This is a genomic window from Brevibacterium sp. HMSC08F02 (genome assembly GCF_001807555.1).
Taxonomy (GTDB): domain Bacteria; phylum Actinomycetota; class Actinomycetes; order Actinomycetales; family Brevibacteriaceae; genus Brevibacterium; species Brevibacterium ravenspurgense.
This window is the reverse complement of the sequence record NZ_KV789351.1, coordinates 162530-178786: the sequence shown is the minus strand read 5'-3', so window position 1 is coordinate 178786 and position 16257 is coordinate 162530. Positions and strand designations below refer to the sequence as shown.

The 16257-nt window shown below is 62.9% G+C and carries 11 protein-coding genes and 1 tRNA gene; 10 read left to right on the top strand and 2 right to left on the bottom strand.

Going from position 1 to position 16257, the window contains the following annotated elements; all coding sequences use genetic code 11:
* Window positions 1–599: 599 nt before the first annotated feature.
* Window positions 600–1718, bottom strand: a complete 1119-nt coding sequence (gene serC / locus HMPREF3172_RS04665; protein ID WP_019175738.1) for a phosphoserine transaminase — start codon at window positions 1716–1718, stop codon at window positions 600–602.
* Between the two features lie 78 nt (window positions 1719–1796).
* On the opposite strand from serC, the gene pdxH reads away from it, so the two are divergent.
* From pdxH to HMPREF3172_RS04630, 7 genes are all read left to right on the top strand, one after another.
* Entirely contained in the window at window positions 1797–2471 is a 675-nt protein-coding gene (pdxH, locus tag HMPREF3172_RS04660; RefSeq protein WP_083281414.1) for a pyridoxamine 5'-phosphate oxidase, read from the top strand.
* A 192-nt stretch (window positions 2472–2663) separates the two neighbouring features.
* On the top strand, window positions 2664–3335 hold the full coding sequence (locus HMPREF3172_RS04655) for a metal-dependent transcriptional regulator (RefSeq protein ID WP_070515797.1): 672 nt from the start codon (window positions 2664–2666) through the stop codon (window positions 3333–3335).
* A 159-nt stretch (window positions 3336–3494) separates the two neighbouring features.
* The gene (locus HMPREF3172_RS04650) at window positions 3495–4280 is read left to right on the top strand and encodes a C40 family peptidase (protein ID WP_070515795.1); all 786 of its coding nucleotides are present in this window, start codon (window positions 3495–3497) and stop codon (window positions 4278–4280) included.
* Between the two features lie 187 nt (window positions 4281–4467).
* On the top strand, window positions 4468–5337 hold the full coding sequence (locus HMPREF3172_RS04645; protein ID WP_070515794.1) for a C40 family peptidase: 870 nt from the start codon (window positions 4468–4470) through the stop codon (window positions 5335–5337).
* A gap of 181 nt (window positions 5338–5518) precedes the next feature.
* Entirely contained in the window at window positions 5519–6037 is a 519-nt protein-coding gene (locus HMPREF3172_RS04640; RefSeq protein ID WP_070515833.1) for an HNH endonuclease, read from the top strand.
* Between the two features lie 89 nt (window positions 6038–6126).
* On the top strand, window positions 6127–7131 hold the full coding sequence (locus HMPREF3172_RS04635) for a universal stress protein (protein WP_070515792.1): 1005 nt from the start codon (window positions 6127–6129) through the stop codon (window positions 7129–7131).
* A gap of 147 nt (window positions 7132–7278) precedes the next feature.
* On the top strand, window positions 7279–8973 hold the full coding sequence (locus HMPREF3172_RS04630) for a polysaccharide deacetylase family protein (RefSeq protein WP_070515790.1): 1695 nt from the start codon (window positions 7279–7281) through the stop codon (window positions 8971–8973).
* A gap of 93 nt (window positions 8974–9066) precedes the next feature.
* On the opposite strand, the gene HMPREF3172_RS04625 is transcribed toward HMPREF3172_RS04630, so the two are convergent.
* A tRNA-Arg gene (locus tag HMPREF3172_RS04625) sits at window positions 9067–9139 on the bottom strand.
* A 615-nt stretch (window positions 9140–9754) separates the two neighbouring features.
* Between HMPREF3172_RS04625 and HMPREF3172_RS04615 the strand changes: the two genes are divergently transcribed.
* The 3 genes from HMPREF3172_RS04615 (at window position 9755) to HMPREF3172_RS10390 (ending at window position 16047) form a co-directional block, all read left to right on the top strand.
* The gene (locus HMPREF3172_RS04615; RefSeq protein ID WP_083281408.1) at window positions 9755–10930 is read left to right on the top strand and encodes a YkvI family membrane protein; all 1176 of its coding nucleotides are present in this window, start codon (window positions 9755–9757) and stop codon (window positions 10928–10930) included.
* Window positions 10931–11040: 110 nt separating this feature from the next.
* A complete protein-coding gene (locus HMPREF3172_RS04610) occupies window positions 11041–15738 on the top strand; it encodes a DUF4011 domain-containing protein (RefSeq protein WP_070515786.1) in 4698 nt (1565 codons plus the stop codon).
* Between the two features lie 9 nt (window positions 15739–15747).
* Window positions 15748–16047, top strand: coding sequence for a hypothetical protein (locus HMPREF3172_RS10390; protein WP_141741575.1), 300 nt, complete (start codon window positions 15748–15750; stop codon window positions 16045–16047).
* The last annotated feature ends 210 nt before the right edge of the window (window positions 16048–16257 follow it).

Here is a 16257-nt window from a genome sequence, read left to right as displayed (position 1 = left end):
CGGCTAACGGGTGTTTTTGTTGCTAACGGGTGTGTGAGCAGGCCGGTGCCTCGTTCCGTGAGTGCCGGTGGCGGGTGGGGCCTAACCCGGCCGGTGGTGCGTGCCCAACTTTCCCGGCACCTCGTCCGGTGAGTGAGCCCTCCTGACCCTCCCGACCCTTCCGGTGCCTCGTATTTTTCAGGGGACACCGGTTAGCAACAGATCCACGCTTTAGCAGTGGTTGCTAAGCCGCAGATTCCGGCTAAGGGGTGTCTGTTTGCGGCTAACGGGTGTTTTTGTTGCTAACGGGTGTGGGCAGGCCGGCGCCTCGTCCCGTGAGTGCCGGTGGCGGGTGGGGCCCAACCCGGCCGGTGGTGCGTGCCCAACTCTCTTGGCACCTCGTACTTTTCAGGGGGACACCGGTTAGCAACAGATCCACGCTTTAGCAGTGGTTGCTAAGCCGCAGATTCCGGCTAAGGGGTGTCTGTTTGCGGCTAACGGGTGTTTTTGTTGCTAACGGGTGTGCGAGCAGGTGCCGAGCACAGCGCGGGCCACCGCTTGAGCAGACAAAAATGGCGAGGCCCCACTATCGGAGCCTCGCCATTTCTGTGTTTGCAGCGTCAGCCGCGCAGAGCGCTGAGTGTGAAGTCGATGCAGTCGAGCAGTGCCTTGATGTCTTCCGGCGGAACCGAAACGAAGGTGGCAATGCGCAGCTGGTTGCGGCCCAGCTTGCGGTAGGGCTCAACGTCGACAACGCCGTTGGCACGCAGCGTCTTCGCGATCTCTGCGGCGTCGACGGATTCGTCGAAGTCGATGGTGCACACGACGTTGGAACGGTCGTCCGGGTTTTCCACGAACGGGCGCGCAACATCGCTCTTTTCAGCCCAGTCGTAGACCAAACCTGCCGATGTTGCGGTGCGTTCGGCAGCCCACTTGAGTCCGCCGTTGCCGTTGATCCAGTCGATCTGCTCGGCCAGCATGATGAGCGTGGCCACGGCAGGGGTGTTGTACGTCTGGTTCTTCGCCGAATTGTCAATGGCCGTAACCAGATCCATCGATGCGGGGATCCAACGGCCGAAGCTCTTCAGCGACCGGGCGCGTTCAATTGCACGCGGGCTCATAATGGCAATCCACAGACCGCCGTCGGAGCCCATGTTCTTCTGCGGCGCAAAGTAGTAGACATCGGTTTCGGCAATGTCGACGTCGAGTCCGCCGGCAGCCGAAGTCGCGTCAATGACAACCAAAGCGTCATCGGCGATGCCTTCGGGCCTCCGCACGGGTGCGGCCGCGCCGGTCGAGGTTTCGTTGTGCGGCCACGCGTAGACGTCAGCGCCGTCAACCGCGGTGGGTACAGCAACCGAACCCGGCTGTGCTTCGAAAACAGCGGAGTCGTCGAGGAACGGAGTCGTGTCGGTGGCCTTGGCGAACTTGCTTCCGAATTCGCCGAACGAACCGTGCGCGGCCTTCCTGCGCACCAGTCCGAAAGATGCGGCGTCCCAGAAGGCGGTGGAACCGCCGTTGCCGAGCACCACCTCGTACCCCTCGGGGAGGTTGTACAGTTCGGTCAGTCCGGCGCGGATGCGTCCGACGATGTTCTTCACGGGCGCCTGACGGTGCGAGGTGCCCATAACGGTTGTGGCAGCGTCTGCCAGGGCGGTCATCTGTTCGGGGCGAATGCGAGCGGGGCCAGCGCCGAAACGGCCGTCGGCGGGCAGCAGCTCTTCTGGAATCGTGATCACGCTTTCATCGTAGTCAGGCCCGGCTCGCTGGTCGGACAGGCCCCGTGCGCGCTTGGCGCTCGCGGGTAGTCTGGGAACATGATCGACATCCCGGATTCCCTGGCCGAACTCGCACAGCAGCGCATTGAATACGGTGCTGACGATCTTGACCATCTTGAGAAGACGCCGTTTGAACAGTTCGCCGCGTGGTACGACTATGCCCATGACCACCTGCGCGAACCCAACGCGATGGTTGTCGCGACTGCGGATGACACGGGTCCAACCGCCCGCCTGGTGCTGTTGAAGAGCTTTGATGAGCGCGGCTTCGTTTTCTACACCCACTACACGTCCCCCAAGGGCGCGCAGCTTGCGCAGTCACCGCGTGCCTCGCTCGTGTTCCCGTGGCACGAACTCAGCCGCCAGGTGCGGGTGCGGGCTGTTGTCGAGAAGGTCTCGCCGGAAGAATCGGATGCCTATTTCGCACAGCGTCCGCGCGGTTCGCAGATTGGGGCGGTCGCTTCCCACCAGTCCCAGCCGGTGCGCAGCAGGTCTGTTCTTGAGAAGCGCTATCGGGATGTCGAGGCGGAGCTTGCCGGCCGCCCGGTCGAGCGGCCTGAGACGTGGGGCGGGTATCTGCTTCGTCCCTTCGAAGTCGAGTTCTGGCAGGGCATGGAGAACCGGATGCACGACCGGTGCGTTTTCACCAGCCGTTCTGGCGGTCCGGCAGATTTGGCGGACGCGTCCCAGTGGTCGGTCGCCCGCCTGGAGCCGTGAGCGCCCGCCTGGAGCCGTGAGTGCCCGCCTGGAGCCGTAGGCCGCTGGGGGAGTGCTGGGTGTCGGCCTGCCAAGCACAGGCCCACCGAGCGCCGGCCCGCTCGCAGCCGCAACAAGCTGAGCCTCCCCACGTATACGCCTGTGCGTATATTTGTATAGTCAGCCTTCGGACTCGATGGTGAACGGAGAAGCATGCAGGATCTGATCGACACTACGGAGATGTATCTCAAGGCCGTTACGGAGCTTGAAGAGCAGAAGGTCGTGCCCCTGCGTGCTCGCATTGCGGAGCGTTTGGGCCATTCTGGCCCGACTGTGTCACAGACCGTTGCGCGCTTGGAGCGCGATGGCCTTCTGATTGTCGGCAGTGATCGTCGTCTGGAACTGACGGCAGAGGGCCGTGAGCTCGCGACGAGCGTTATGCGCAAGCACCGCCTGGCTGAGCGCCTGCTGTCTGACGTCATCGGCTTGGAGTGGCCCAAGGTGCACAATGAGGCGTGCCGTTGGGAGCACGTGATGAGTGACGAGGTCACGGAGAAGCTCGTTGCGATCCTGCCGGATGCCACCACGAGTCCGTACGGCAACCCGATTCCCGGTGCGGATGTTGAGGCTGATGATGCCGCGCTTCCGGCTTCTGAGCTTTCGCTGCGCGCGGGTGCTAAGAGGGTGCGGATTGTGTGCTTTGCTGAGCCTTTGCAGGTGGATGAGGATCTGCTGGCCCAGTGCGAGCGCACTGGGGTTGTTCCGGGGGCCGAGGTGGAGGTCTCGGCGGCTGGGGACTACGTGACTTTCGCTGTTTCCGGGAATGACGAGGTGCTGGATCTGCCTTCCGAGATGGCTGAAAACGTCCTCGTTATCGTTGTGTAACAGGAATTACACCATTTTATAAAGGTCTCTGACCTGCATAAACGCTGCTCTGCGCAGACTCTCAGCTTCCTGGACGTTATTTAAATGTGACTTTTAGGTCTCGGTTGTGTAACGTTCCGTTCTGTACTTCGCAGGATTTCGACGTTCAGGGAGAACCACGTGGCTCAGAAGAAGCGCGGACGCAGGGCGGCTGACACCAAGGTCAGGACCCCACTGTCTGATCTGACGGACCTCCTCCGCTCTGACTCCAATGTCCTCGGCAAGCGCGCCGCTGTTGCGGCTGCCGGTGCCGGACTGGCTCTGAGCGTTGCCGTTCCCACGGTTTCGGAAGCTGGTAATGAAGCCGAAGCAGAAGCTGTTTCCGCAGCCCCCGCTGAAGACGACTTCAAGGCGCAGGGCAAGGTTGTTGTCGAAGGCAAGGCCGACGGTCCGCTCGCAGGTGCAGCAGAAGTATCGGCCGTTGCCGCCTCGAAGGCTCCCGAACCTGCTCCGGCGTCCAATGGTGCTGCTTCGGCATCCAATGGTGCTGGCGGCGAGTCCGGCTCTGGTTCTCAGGCCGCTGCCGCGGGCGCTGAGTCTTCGGGCGGTGTCGAGGTTCCCTCGGGTTCGAAGGCTCAGAAGGTCGTCTCGATCGCCAAGAGCTACGTGGGCACCCCCTATGTGTGGGGCGGAAACACGCCTTCCGGTTGGGACTGCTCCGGCTTCACCCGCTACGTCTACGGCAAGGTCGGCGTGAACCTGCCGCGCAGCTCGGGCGCGCAGAAGGGTGCGGGCAAGGTTGTGCCGCGCTCGCAGGCGCAGCCCGGCGACATTATGTGGCACCCCGGTCACGTCGGCATCTACGCCGGCGATGGCAAGATGATCGATGCTCGCAACAAGCGCAAGGGCACGGTGTACACCTCGGCTTCGTGGATGAGCGACGCCGTCTACATCCGCGTTCTGTGACGCTTTCTCAACACAAGCGCGTCTGGCCGTGACCAAAATGCCGCCGAAACCTGAGAATTCTGGCGGAAATCCTGAGAATTTTTCACTTTCCGTGATCTTAATGTGATTTTCTGTTGCAAGTCCGTTATTGTCTGACGAGTGCCAGCGAAAGCCCGTCAGGGCTCAGCGAACAAGATTTGGAGAACACGTGACTGTAAAGAAGCGAGGACGTCGCGCCGCCGACACCAAGGTCAAGACGCCTCTGACTGAAATTACAGAAGCTCTGAGCGCCAACTCGGGTGCTCTTGGCAAGCGCGCGGCTGTTGCCGCGGCTGCGGGTGGTCTGGTCATTGCGGCTGTTGCCCCGACCGAATTCGGCGATGGTGAAGCCAACGCCGAAGCAACTGCGCAGGCTTCGGAGGGCGACGCCCAGGAAACCACCTCGCAGGCAGGCTTCACGGTTGATGCCGTTGATTCAAAGGCTCCTGTTGCCGGTGCTGCTGTCGCATCTCCCGTGACCGCGACCAAGGCTCCGGAAGCTCCGGTTGAAGCTCCCGCCGCTGGTGACGGCGCGGCTGACGGCGCAGCTCAGCAGAACTCGACCTCCACCTCGAACGGCAACTCGTCTTCGAACTCGACCGGCACCTCGGCATCGGAGTCGCGCAGCAGCTCCTCCTCGAAGGGTGCGAAGAAGTCCAGCGGCGCATCGAAGAACGTTTCGGTGCCTGACGGCCCCAAGGCTCAGCAGGTCCTCGCTATTGCCAAGCAGTACGTGGGCACTCCGTATGTTTCCGGTGGCAGCTCGCCTTCCGGCTGGGACTGCTCCGGCTTCACCAGCTACGTCTACGGGAAGGTCGGCGTCAAGCTGCCGCGCACCTCGACTGCGCAGAGGGGTGCTGGCAAGACCGTGTCGCGTTCGGCTGCCAAGCCCGGCGACATCATCTGGTCGCCCGGCCACGTGGGCATCTACGCCGGCAACGGCATGATGTACGACGCCGGCAACCCCCGCGTCAAGACCAGCTACCGTTCGATCGACTGGATGACCAAGCAGGGCGCGCAGTTCATTCGCGTTCTCTGATCTTCCAGAATCTGAGTTTTCAGCACAGACCCCGAGCCTGAGAGCTCGGGGTTTTTGCTGTCTGTGTGGTCTTTCGACACCTGCAGTTCACGTCGATGTCGTTGACGCCGGCGCTGTTGTGTGTAGCGTGGTTTTCGTCACGTCGTGCTGGCCGAGTACGACCTGAACCTAGGTGGAACTGATGAAGACCCTCGTTCTGAACGCCGGATACGAGCCGATGTCGGTAGTGTCCTTTAAGCGAGCGGTTGTTCTGGTTCTGGCGGGCCGCGCCACGGTCCTGGCAGCTTCCGGAGCTCGCGTTCGCAGCGAACACCTCGATATTGAACAGCCGGCCGTTATCCTTCTGACTCGCTACATTCGCCCGCCAGTGGGCAGGGTGACGCAGCCGTCACGCAAAGCTGTGCTGCGGCGCGATCACAACAGATGCGGATACTGCGGGAAGCCCGCGGGAACCATCGACCACATCCTTCCGCGGTCACGCGGTGGCCAGAACACGTGGGAGAACCTGGTTGCCTGCTGTCGCGACTGCAATAACCGCAAGGCTGACAGAACACCGCAGGAAATGGGGTGGCAGCTGCAGGTGACGCCCAGACCGCCGGACTATGGCAGCTGCTGGCTGCGTGATCTTGAGCGTCCCGCACCGGCCTGGCAGCCGTTCCTCAACCTGACAGAACATGGTGAGCTGACTTCGGTCGCATAGTGAGCCACTGCACACTCTGCGGGGCTGGCCGATAGAATTGCAGTATCAGCAGGCGCATGCCTGAGCCAACCGATGTAAGAGGACCTGCAGTGTCACCTGAGAACAATCTTCCGGACGTCGCAGACGCCCAGGCCATCGTTGTCGGCATCGACGGTTCCGACGCGAGCCTCAATGCCCTCGACTTCGCGGTCAGCGAAGCGAAAGCCACCGGCCGTTCCATCCGACTGGTCGGCGCGTACACAATCCCGTCGGTCGCCGCGGCGACAATCGACGTTTCGTATGTGCCGATTGACGATTCCGCCGTGCGTGCAGCAGTCACCGAATCTTTGAAGTCCGCGGCCGAAAAGGTCAAGAGCGCCGGTGTTTCGGTCGAAGCAGTCATCGAGATCGGCGACGCGGCGGGTGTTCTGGTGGACGAATCCGCGCAGGCGTCGCTGGCTGTTGTCGGTTCGCGTGGCCGCGGTGGTTTTGCCGGCCGCCTGCTGGGTACGGTGTCCTCCGCACTGCCGGCTCACTCGCACTGCCCGACGATCGTGGTGCCCGTCGGCTGGTCGAAAGATCAGGTGCGTGCGCCCAAGCAGACGTCGTCATTCCCGTTGGCTGACTCTGCTGGTACGCACTTCCAGTTCGACGAAGAATCCGAAACGATCGAAGGGCCGAACTTTGAAGGCCGCGTGGTTGTGGGTGTCGACGCCATGGGCAAGGAATCGCCCGCGCTGTGGAAGGCTGCCGAACTTGCCGAGGAACGCGGCACTCCGCTGACCGTCATGGGGGTCATCACCACCTCGATCGTCGGTCCGGAATGGCTGCCCAGCACGGAAGAGCTCAAGAAGTTCGTTGAGCGCGGAACCGACAAGCTCGAAGCCGCGTGCAAGTCTGTACGCGAAAAGCACCCGAATCTTGAGGTCGGTTGGATGCTGCTGGACGGCCAGCCCTCAGAAGCTCTGGTCCGTGCGTCTGACACGGCGGACATCCTGGTGGTCGGCACACGCGGCCGCGGTGGTTTTGCCGGTCTGCTGTTGGGTTCGACCTCACAGTCGGTGCTGCCGTACTCGCACTGCCCGACCATGGTGGTCAGCGTGAAGCGCGACTGACGTCGTCGCATCGCTCAGCTGAGCGCTTTCAGCTGAGCGATGCGAGCGCAAAAGGACAGCCGACTGGCAGAAGCCCCGTCGGCTGTCTCAGTTTCGAGGAGTACAGTTACTCCTGTCCCCAATACTCCATTTTCAGTAGGACTTGCTGTGCGCTTTTCTTCTGTTGGCTGCATTCTTGCGGCCTCGCTTATCTTCACCGGCTGCGCCATCAAAGGCGGTGACAAGCCGGGAGCCCAAGTTTCGCAGGACGATGTGACGATCCCCGCCGAACGTGTGAAGGACGAACTTCCGGGGCTCCTGCGCAGCTACGCGGTGCAGACGCAGGAGGCTTCGGTCAATCTGTTCGGCATTCCGGGCCAGGAATCGCTGAACGAGGCACTGGAAGAAGCTGCTCTGAAAGCGCTGGAGGAAGCTGGCGCGTTCAAGGGTCGCAAGGCCTTCCAGCCGGAGGTCACTGCACCGGAGAAGCGCTGGGACGAAGCCGAATACCTTGCGCTCGACGGTCTGTCGGCTGAGGGTGAAAGCGCGGAAGCCTCTGATGCGGGCAGTGCTGGCGGCGCGGGCGGCGCGGACAGCACTGCTGGCAGTGAGTCCAGTGAAGCCGGGGGAGAGGCTGCTTCACAGCCGACCAGTGCTGCGGACAGTAGTGATGGCAGTGGTGGTTCGGCAGCAAGCGTGGAGTCCCACATCGTCGGTGCTGGTGGCGATTTCCTCGTTACCCAGCTGGATGTGCGTGCGGGCGGCACCACCACCAGTCAGCAGTTTCTGACGGATACCAAGAACAACGCCACTGAGCCGATTGATTCGATCAAGGCTGAAGGTGTCGAGGGCGAGATTGCTGTTGCAGGCGACAAGATCTCCGTCGGCGGTGAGAAAGCCGGTGACGACAAGCTCAGTGAATCCGGGAAGAACCTCGCCGGGGTGCTGGGCAAGGGCCTGACCATCGAGGCGAAGGAAAACCCGTACCTGCCTGACTTCACGTGCGCACTTCTGCCGTGTGCGGCTATCACCTATGACGATGGCCCGGCTGACGAAGCGCTGACCAAACGCCTGGGCGATGCGCTTGACGAAGCGAAGGTGCGTGCCACCTTCTTCGAAATTGGGCGCAATGTGGAGAATCTGCCGGAGAATACGCGTCTGCTGTACGAAGCCGGCCACGAAATGGAAAACCATTCGTTCACGCACCCTGTTCTGAGCAAGCTGTCGGCTGACAAGCAGAAGTCGGAGATCGACAAGACCGACAAGGCTGTGTACGACGCGATTGGTGAGTACCCGACCATGCTGCGTCCGCCCTACGGCGCTTCGAACAAGAGCTTGGACACAGTGACGCAGGGTGACGGAACACTCGGCGAATCAGCTGGTGCGAAGACAACCGCCGAACCGACGGGGCAGGCTGAACGCAGCGGCGCGCCCACGAGCAATGAATCGCCGGCTGGAAATCCGTCGGGCGACAGTTCGGACCAGAACAGTTCTGAACAGCCGACGGCCGGTGGCAAGGCCAAGAAGGCCGGTGGTGTGAAGACCGACCACGGCAAGGCACTCATCATGTGGGATGTCGACACCCTCGACTGGCAGCACCGCGACCCCGACTACGTAACACAGGTGGCTCTGTCGAACACCAAGCCGGGCTCGATTGTGCTGCTGCACGCCATTCACCCGACGTCGGTCGATGCTTCGCCCAGAATCTTCTCCGGCCTGCAGGACAAGGGCTTCTACCTGGTGCCGGTGGGCTACATGTTCAAGGACATGAAGCTCGAAGCGGGCAAGGAGTACTTCTGCCGCGGCTACCACGGTCAGCTGTGCTCGACGCCAGAACACCCGTACGTGGAAAAGGAAAGCTGACCGCTCGCCCTTCTGCTCTCACGTGCAAAAACTCGAGGAATCCGGCATGGATTCCTCGAGTTTTTGACCACCAGAGCAGAGTTCGCTCCGCGGCGCCCCCGGCAGGATTCGAACCTGCGACACCCGCTTTAGGAGAGCGGTGCTCTATCCCCTGAGCTACGGGGGCAACGCGGAACAGTTTAGCGGACATCGCAGGTGCGAATGACACCGCGGTGTCCCCACCCTCACCTGACCCCGGTACGAGGTGCCGCTCCCGTGGCCAGGGAACCTCCACCTCGGGCTCAGTGCGAGGTGCCGCTCCTGCGGGCAGGGAACCTCCACCTCGTGGGTGGGGTGGTGGGGTTTCCGCGCTCGCACCCTCCAGGCGGCTACCACCGGGTAGCAACGAATCTGCGCTTTAGCAGTTGTTGCTAAGCCGCAGATCCCGGCTAAGGGGAGTCTGCTTACGGCTAACGGGTGTTTTTGTTGCTAAGGGGTGTTTTTCTGTTGCTGGGGTGTACGAGGTGTCGCTCCCGCGGGCAGGGGACCTCCCGGTGATGACGGGGAGCGCAAGGTACGAGGTGCCGCTCCTGCGGGCAGGGGGAGTGCTCGGTGGAGTGTACGAGGTGCCGCTCCTGCGGGCGCCGACCTTCTCCTGGGGGCCGGAAGCTGAGATCCCTGAGTGCCGATTCCGGATGCTGAGAGTGATGAATGCGACAGTCGGTTAACCTGTGTGGTCGGACTTTTGGCGCTGAACGCTGCGCCCGCAATGTGATTCCAAGACGTACACAAGGAGATGCCCATGGCTGAGTCTGCAGCCGATTCCCATTCTGCTGCCGGCGGCAGCGGTGATAAGGCCAATGCAACGACCGTCAAAGCGGATTCGAAAAAGGTCCGCTGGACGAACGTCGGCCGTTATGCGGGTGCGTCGATCGCGTACCTCATCGGCTCTGGTTTCGCGACGGGTCAGGAGACCCTGCAGTTCTTCGCGTCCTTCGGGATTGTGGGCATGTTGGGCGGTGTCATTTCGACTCTGCTGTTCATGACCGTCGGTGCGCTCATTATGCGCAAGGGCCACGAACTGCAGCTGGAACTGTCTTCCGAGGTGTTCACTTACTACGTGGGCCGTTTCCTCGGCACGGTGCTTGAGTGGTTTGCCGTTCTGTACTCGTTCTCTGTTGCCGTCATCATGGTCTCCGGTGCGGGTGCGGTGCTCAACGAGCTGACCGGTCTGCCCAACTGGATCGGTATTGTCGGCATGGGCCTGCTGGGCTTGGCCACCGTTCTGGCCGGCCTGGAGCGTCTGGTGGACATCATCGGCACCATTGGCCCGGTCATCATTGCATTCACGGTGGTTGTCGGAACGATCATCTTTGTGCGCGACTTCGGCGAGCTGGGCAATCAGCCGATTTTCGGCAGCCTTCCCGAGGCGGCACAGAGCGCGCAGATCACGGGCCACTTCGCGTGGTCTGCGGTTCTGTACGTCAGCTTCAACATTCTGTTGGGCATGGTGTTCTTCTCGCAGCTGGGCAAGGAGGCTACGAGCACGCGCGAGGCGGGGATTGCCGGCGCTCTCGGCGGCCTGGGTCTGGGCATTGGTGTTCTCATGATCACCCTGGCCATCCTGACCAACCTCACGCTGGCGCTCGACAAGGAAGTTCCGACCCTGGCTCTGGGGCAGACGATCCACCCGGCTGTTGGCGTGGCCTTCGCCGTTGTTGTCATGTTGGGCATCTATTCGACCGCGACCCCGCTGTACTGGGTTGTGAAGAATCAGGTGATGGGCTTTGTTCCGCGCAAGTGGAACGTTGTTGTCACTGTCGTCATCTGTATTGCGCTGATCGCCTGTGGCTTCCTGCCATTCAGCGTTCTGGTCGACAAGATCTACGGAACCGTCGGCTACGTGGGATGTGCGCTGATCATCGTGATCATTGTGCGCACGATCTACGATTCGGTTCGCAAACGCCGCGCCGCCTGACCGCCGCACCGTCTGACACGACCAGCGCTTGACGCTGCTGCGCGCCCCCTGAGCCCGCCACGCTTTGCGGCTTAGGGGGTTTCGCGCGCTTAGGCGGTTAGGGTGGATGCGTGGCAGATCAAGCAGAAACGCAGAGGGGAATCAGCGACGTCTTCGCTGAATGGACAGCGCGTGCCGAAAAACTCGGCGGGCGTGACACCATGCTGCGGTACCGAGAGTCCCGCGATGGCTCTCTTGATCTTTCGACTGCCCACCCGTCCGGCATTGCGCAGCTCATGGCCGGCAGGCCCACGCGCCTGACCAGCCTCATCCGCGATGAACAGCAGCGGCAGGATGCGGGTCGCCGTGCCCGTTCAATTGCCGAAAAGGCCCGTGAACTGCGGATTGAACGCAGCTTTTCTGCCGCTTACCTCGCTATTGGCGCTGTGCGCTTTACCCAGCGTTTGTCCGGTTCGGGCCAGCAGGTGCACGCACCGCTGGTTCTGCGTCGGGTTGAGATCCGCCCTGTCGGCCGGCGTGAGGACGACGTTGAGCTGACTCTTGACGACACGATCTCAATCAACCCCGCTTTTGTTGCGTTCTTGCGCTCTGAGTTGGGCATTGAGGTTGATGTTGACGAATGGCTCGAGTCCACGGGCGGTCCCCGCCGCTTTGATGCCCGCCCGGTGCTTGAGCGGGTGCGCGAAGCCACTGTTGACTATCCCGGTCTGACCGCAGAGTACAGCCTGTTCGTGTCGACCTTCGCGAATGTGGCATCGGCTATTGGCTCCGCCGACATTCCGCAGGACCACCCGATTCTTGCGCGCATGGCCCAGGCTGTTCTCGACGCCGAAAAGGCTGAAAGCGACGAGGCATCCGACAACACCGATTCTGGCATCCCGCCCGCAGACACCCCAGACGAAGTTTCCCCCAAGAACGACACCGTCCCGCTGCTCAGCGGCGGTGTCACCCCTGATGAGGCCGGTTCGACTGATGAAGAGGAAGGCCGCAAGCGGACCGTCGATACCGCCTCGAGCGCGGACACCCTGATCGCCTCTTTGAGCGCTTCCGTGTCAGCTGGGACGCAGGATGTCGGCATTGCCGGCCAGCGCGGTGCCGATGGCTCGGCACCCGGTTCAGAAACCTCACCTTCGGAAGCTGACGAGGCGCCGCTCACCTCTTCCGCGGATTCCGCAGCTGAAGCTGCCGGTGGGGAAGGGGCCGTGAAGCCTGGCCCGGCTGAGCAAAGCCCAGCCGGCACCACCCAAACCGGCCCCAGCGAAACCGAGGACAGCCAGCGCGGTGCCGCACGGCGGCTGGCCATTCGGCCCCTGGAAGACCGCGACCCGCGCGATGAGTTCCTGGCGCTTGATGTTGATGGCGACCAGCAGGCGGTTGTCAACGCGATCATGGAGCGCTCGAGCGCGGCGGTTGATACTCCCGCTGGCACGGGTGCCACGCAGGTGGCGGTTGCCGCGGCAACGAGTTTGGCGTTTGCCGGTCGGCCCAGCCTGTTTGTGGCCAATGACTCCGACACGCTGGATGACTACCGGGATCGTTTCGCGTCCGCCGGGCTGGCGGGCTTTGTGGTGGATGCGCGTCGCAGTCGTGCGGCGGTGAAGAAGCAGCTGATCGCCATGATTTCGCAGGCGGAAAAGGCTGCGAAACCGGACATCGACGATCTTGTTTCACGTCTGCGCAAGCAGCGTAAAAAGCTGACGAAGCACGCCAAATCGCTGCACGAACCGCGCCGTCCGTGGGGCATTTCGGTGTACTCGACGATGGAGCACCTGGCGGATCTGACCTCTGCTGAGAACAGCCCGCGCACCGAGGTGCGTCTGCCGGTTGGCGTTATGCGCATGTCGCAGGCGCAGCGTTCCGAGCTGCGCAGCCAGCTGGTCCAGTTGGCGAAGCTGGGCGAATTCACCCTCGGTGTTGAGGACACCGTGTGGTTTGGCGCGCGCTTCGACACTGCCGCGCAGGCAGAAAAGGCGCGTGTGACGGCTGAACGCTGTGTTGACGCTCTGCCGAAGCTCACCCGGATGATGCGCACCGCGCTGGAAGAATCCGGTGTGACCGCCGGCTGGACGATGGCCGAATGGGCCGACAGCCTGGCGCTGTTGCGTTCGATTGACAGCAGCATGCGCACGTTCATGCCGGAGGCCTACCGCGAAGATCTCGACCTGCTGATTGACGCGACCGGTTCGGTTGAATACCGCCGCGATCACAACGTTGATATGGGTGTTTTTGAGCGCGGCAAACTCAAGCGCCACGCGCGTTCCCTTGTGCGCAGCGGACTGGCTGATGTCGACGTGCACGAAGGGCTTAAGACGCTGCGGGATCAGCTGCAGCAGACTGAGCGGATCACCGGCCGGCCCAACATTCCCAGCCTGCCGTCGAACCTGACGGAAGTATCGGATCTGTTTGACCGCGTGGCCGCGGATCTTGACTCTCTTGCCCCAATCCTGGCGGACACCCCGGACGGGGGAGACCTCGATGCGATGCACATCGGGGAACTCGAAGCGCGCCTTGCTGCCATGGCTGATGACCGAGCCGCTCTGGACGACCTTCCGCGCCGCACCGGTCTGCGCCGTGACCTCGAAGCTGCGGGGATGCGCGAACTGCTGTACGACCTGCGCAGTCGCCGTGTGCGCCCGGAGGAAGTCGGCAGTGAATTCGATCTGGCCTACTGGGCGACGGTTCTGCAGCAGATGGCGGCGGCTGACCCGCAGGTCGGCGAACACGACGGCGACGCCCTGCACCGCTTGGCCGCTGATTTCCGCCGCACGGATGCGGCGTTTGTGTCCGCTGGAGCATCGCGCCTGCACTATGCGCGTGCTGAAGCCTGGCAGCAAGCCATTGCGGACTACCCGGAAGAAGCGGCCCTGCTGCGTAAAGAGCTGCTGGGCGAGGGGCTGAACCTCAGCCGCCTGGCCGCCGGAGCCCCGCACGTGCTGCTGGCTTCGGCGCCGGTGTGGATGATGAGCCCGGTGAGCGTCCCCGACACCTTTGGTGAGGCCCTTGCCCAGGTGCCGGAAAGTGACCGGGCAGGCGGCACCTCGGGTGCGGAAAACAAGGCAGAAGAACCAGGTGCCGAGGGCACCTCGAGTGATGGCACCTCGGGAACTGCTGAGGGTGCAGAAGAAGCGACCAACCCGGCAGACGGCGCCAGCCCGGATGGCGAGACTTTCGAAGACGAGTTCTCCGGCGAGTTCGGCACGGACCCGGCCCTGGTGGAGCGGGCTCTGTTCGACACCGTGATCATCGGCGATGCCGCGCGGGTGTCGGTGCCGGAAGCGCTCGTGCCGATCGCGCTGGCCAAGCACACGCTGGCCCTGGGTGACGACAAGCTGCTGGGGCCCACGGAGTTCTCCGTGGCTGCACAGCGGCGGACCGGCACACAGCCCGAATCAGCTGGCCTGAGCGTGTTCGAAGCACTCACCCCGGTGGTGCCCAGGCTGCGTCTGCACACGAATCACAGGGTGGTTCCGCAGGAGATTGCGGGTCTGCTCAACGATGTCATCTACGACGACAAGCTCGTGTCCCTGCCGATTGCGGATGCGGGTGCGTCCACGGGTCTTGCGTTCATTCACGTGGACGGGGGAGAGGGCAGCCCGGATTCGGCTACCGGCCAGGTGGAAAGCCCCGATGTTGAGGTTGCCGAGGTGGTGCGTCTTGTTTTCGAGCATGCGCGCACCAGTCCCGAGCAGACGCTGGGCGTTATTGCGCTCACCCCGTGGCATGCGCGCAGGATTGCGCTTGCGGTTGCCCGCCAGATGCCGCGCTATCCGGAGCTCAAGGCGTTCTTCTCGGATGAGGGCGATGAGCCGTTCGTCATCACGGATGCTTACCGTGCGCAGACGCTGTCGCGCGATGCGGTGATCTTCACCGTCGGCTGGGGTCGCACTCTGGCCGGCCGGATGCTGTACAGCTTCGGTGAGCTCGCGCAGCCGGGCGGGCAGAAGGTGCTCGCTGCGGCGGTCACGCCGGCTAAGCAGCGGTTGACGGTTGTTTCGTGCCTCCACCCGGACGAGTTTGATCGGTCCAGGCTGCGGCACGGTTCGGCGCTGCTGCCGGTGCTGTTTGAGGCGGCTCGGTCGGGTTCGTCGTTCATTGAGAAATCGCAGGATGAGCGGGGGCGCTCACCGTTGATGGCTGATCTTTCTGCGCGTCTGCACGCTAAGGGTCTGGAGCCTGTCGACAACTACGGTGGGCTGGATCTTGCGGTGCCGCTTGTTTCGCAGGCCGGTTCGCGCATGGTGCTGGCGGTCGAAGCCGACGGGCTGGACTACACAACCTCGCCGTCGCTGCGTGAGCGTGAGCGCCTGCGTCCGCTGAGCTTCGCTCGCCGCGGCTGGACGTTCCTGCGCGTGTGGTCGACAGACGCGTTTATTGACCCGCAGGGCCAGACCGACCGGATCTACCAGGCGTGGACTGACATCGCTGCAGAAGAAGACCCTGAAGCTCTGCGGAGGGCTGAATCTTCGGCTGAGGTTGCGACTGAGGCTGAGGCTGGGGCTTCGGCTGATGGCGCCGACGGTCGAGGTGCCGGTCCGGCTGGTGCTGATGGGCAGCCGGGTGAGGCTGCGGGTGCGCAGGCACAGTCGGCTGCGGCTCAGCCGCAGACCCCAACCGAGCAGGCGGCGTCGCTGAGCGCTTCGCCCGAAGCGGCAGTTGAAGATCAGGTGATGCCGGCGTATGACACGGGTCTGCTGCGTGATGCTGATCTGATTGACGCTGGTCTGCGTGAAGACGATGACGCTGGCAAAGAGTCTGAGTCCGGCGGGAATGCCGGGTCGGTCAGCGCGGATGCAGCTGACCGGGCCTGAGTGTGTGTCGTGACTGAAGGTTCTTCAGGCGAGTCGCACTCAGGTGACGACAACGTTTGTGGTGCGGCACCTCGTGCGGATTTGGCCGCGGGCGCGGCGGAGCGCGGCGAGGAACCTCGTGGCGAGGCAAAGCGCAGCACAGTGACTCGCAGCGCCGCTGACGAGGCCAAACGTCAGGCTCGCATTGCCGCGGCGAAGGCTGCGTACTTGCGCACTGTGCGCAATGAGTCGGGTCAGAGTGCTGGCGGGTCGAATGACGACAGGCTGTTGGCCGATCGCCCACCCCACTGGGCACCAAAATCCCGCTGACGACCGCCTCTGTTTGTTGCTGAATCAGCAGGGCGGGGTGGGATCGTGCTTCGGCGCACCCGTTATACGGAATCTGCGCCTTAGCCACAAAAACTCCCGTTAGAAGCGAATCCACGCTTTAGCCACAAAAACACCCGTTTGCTGCAGGGAGACTCCCTTTAGCCGGGATCTTCGGCTTAGCCGCAACTGCTAAGGCGTGGATTTGTTGCT

Coding starts and splice junctions, on each gene's coding strand:
- pdxH (WP_083281414.1), top strand. CDS start 1,797: ATGATCGACATCCCGGATTCCCTGGCCGAACTCGCACAGCAGCGCATT.
- HMPREF3172_RS04655 (WP_070515797.1), top strand. CDS start 2,664: ATGCAGGATCTGATCGACACTACGGAGATGTATCTCAAGGCCGTTACG.
- HMPREF3172_RS04640 (WP_070515833.1), top strand. CDS start 5,519: ATGAAGACCCTCGTTCTGAACGCCGGATACGAGCCGATGTCGGTAGTG.
- HMPREF3172_RS04615 (WP_083281408.1), top strand. CDS start 9,755: ATGGCTGAGTCTGCAGCCGATTCCCATTCTGCTGCCGGCGGCAGCGGT.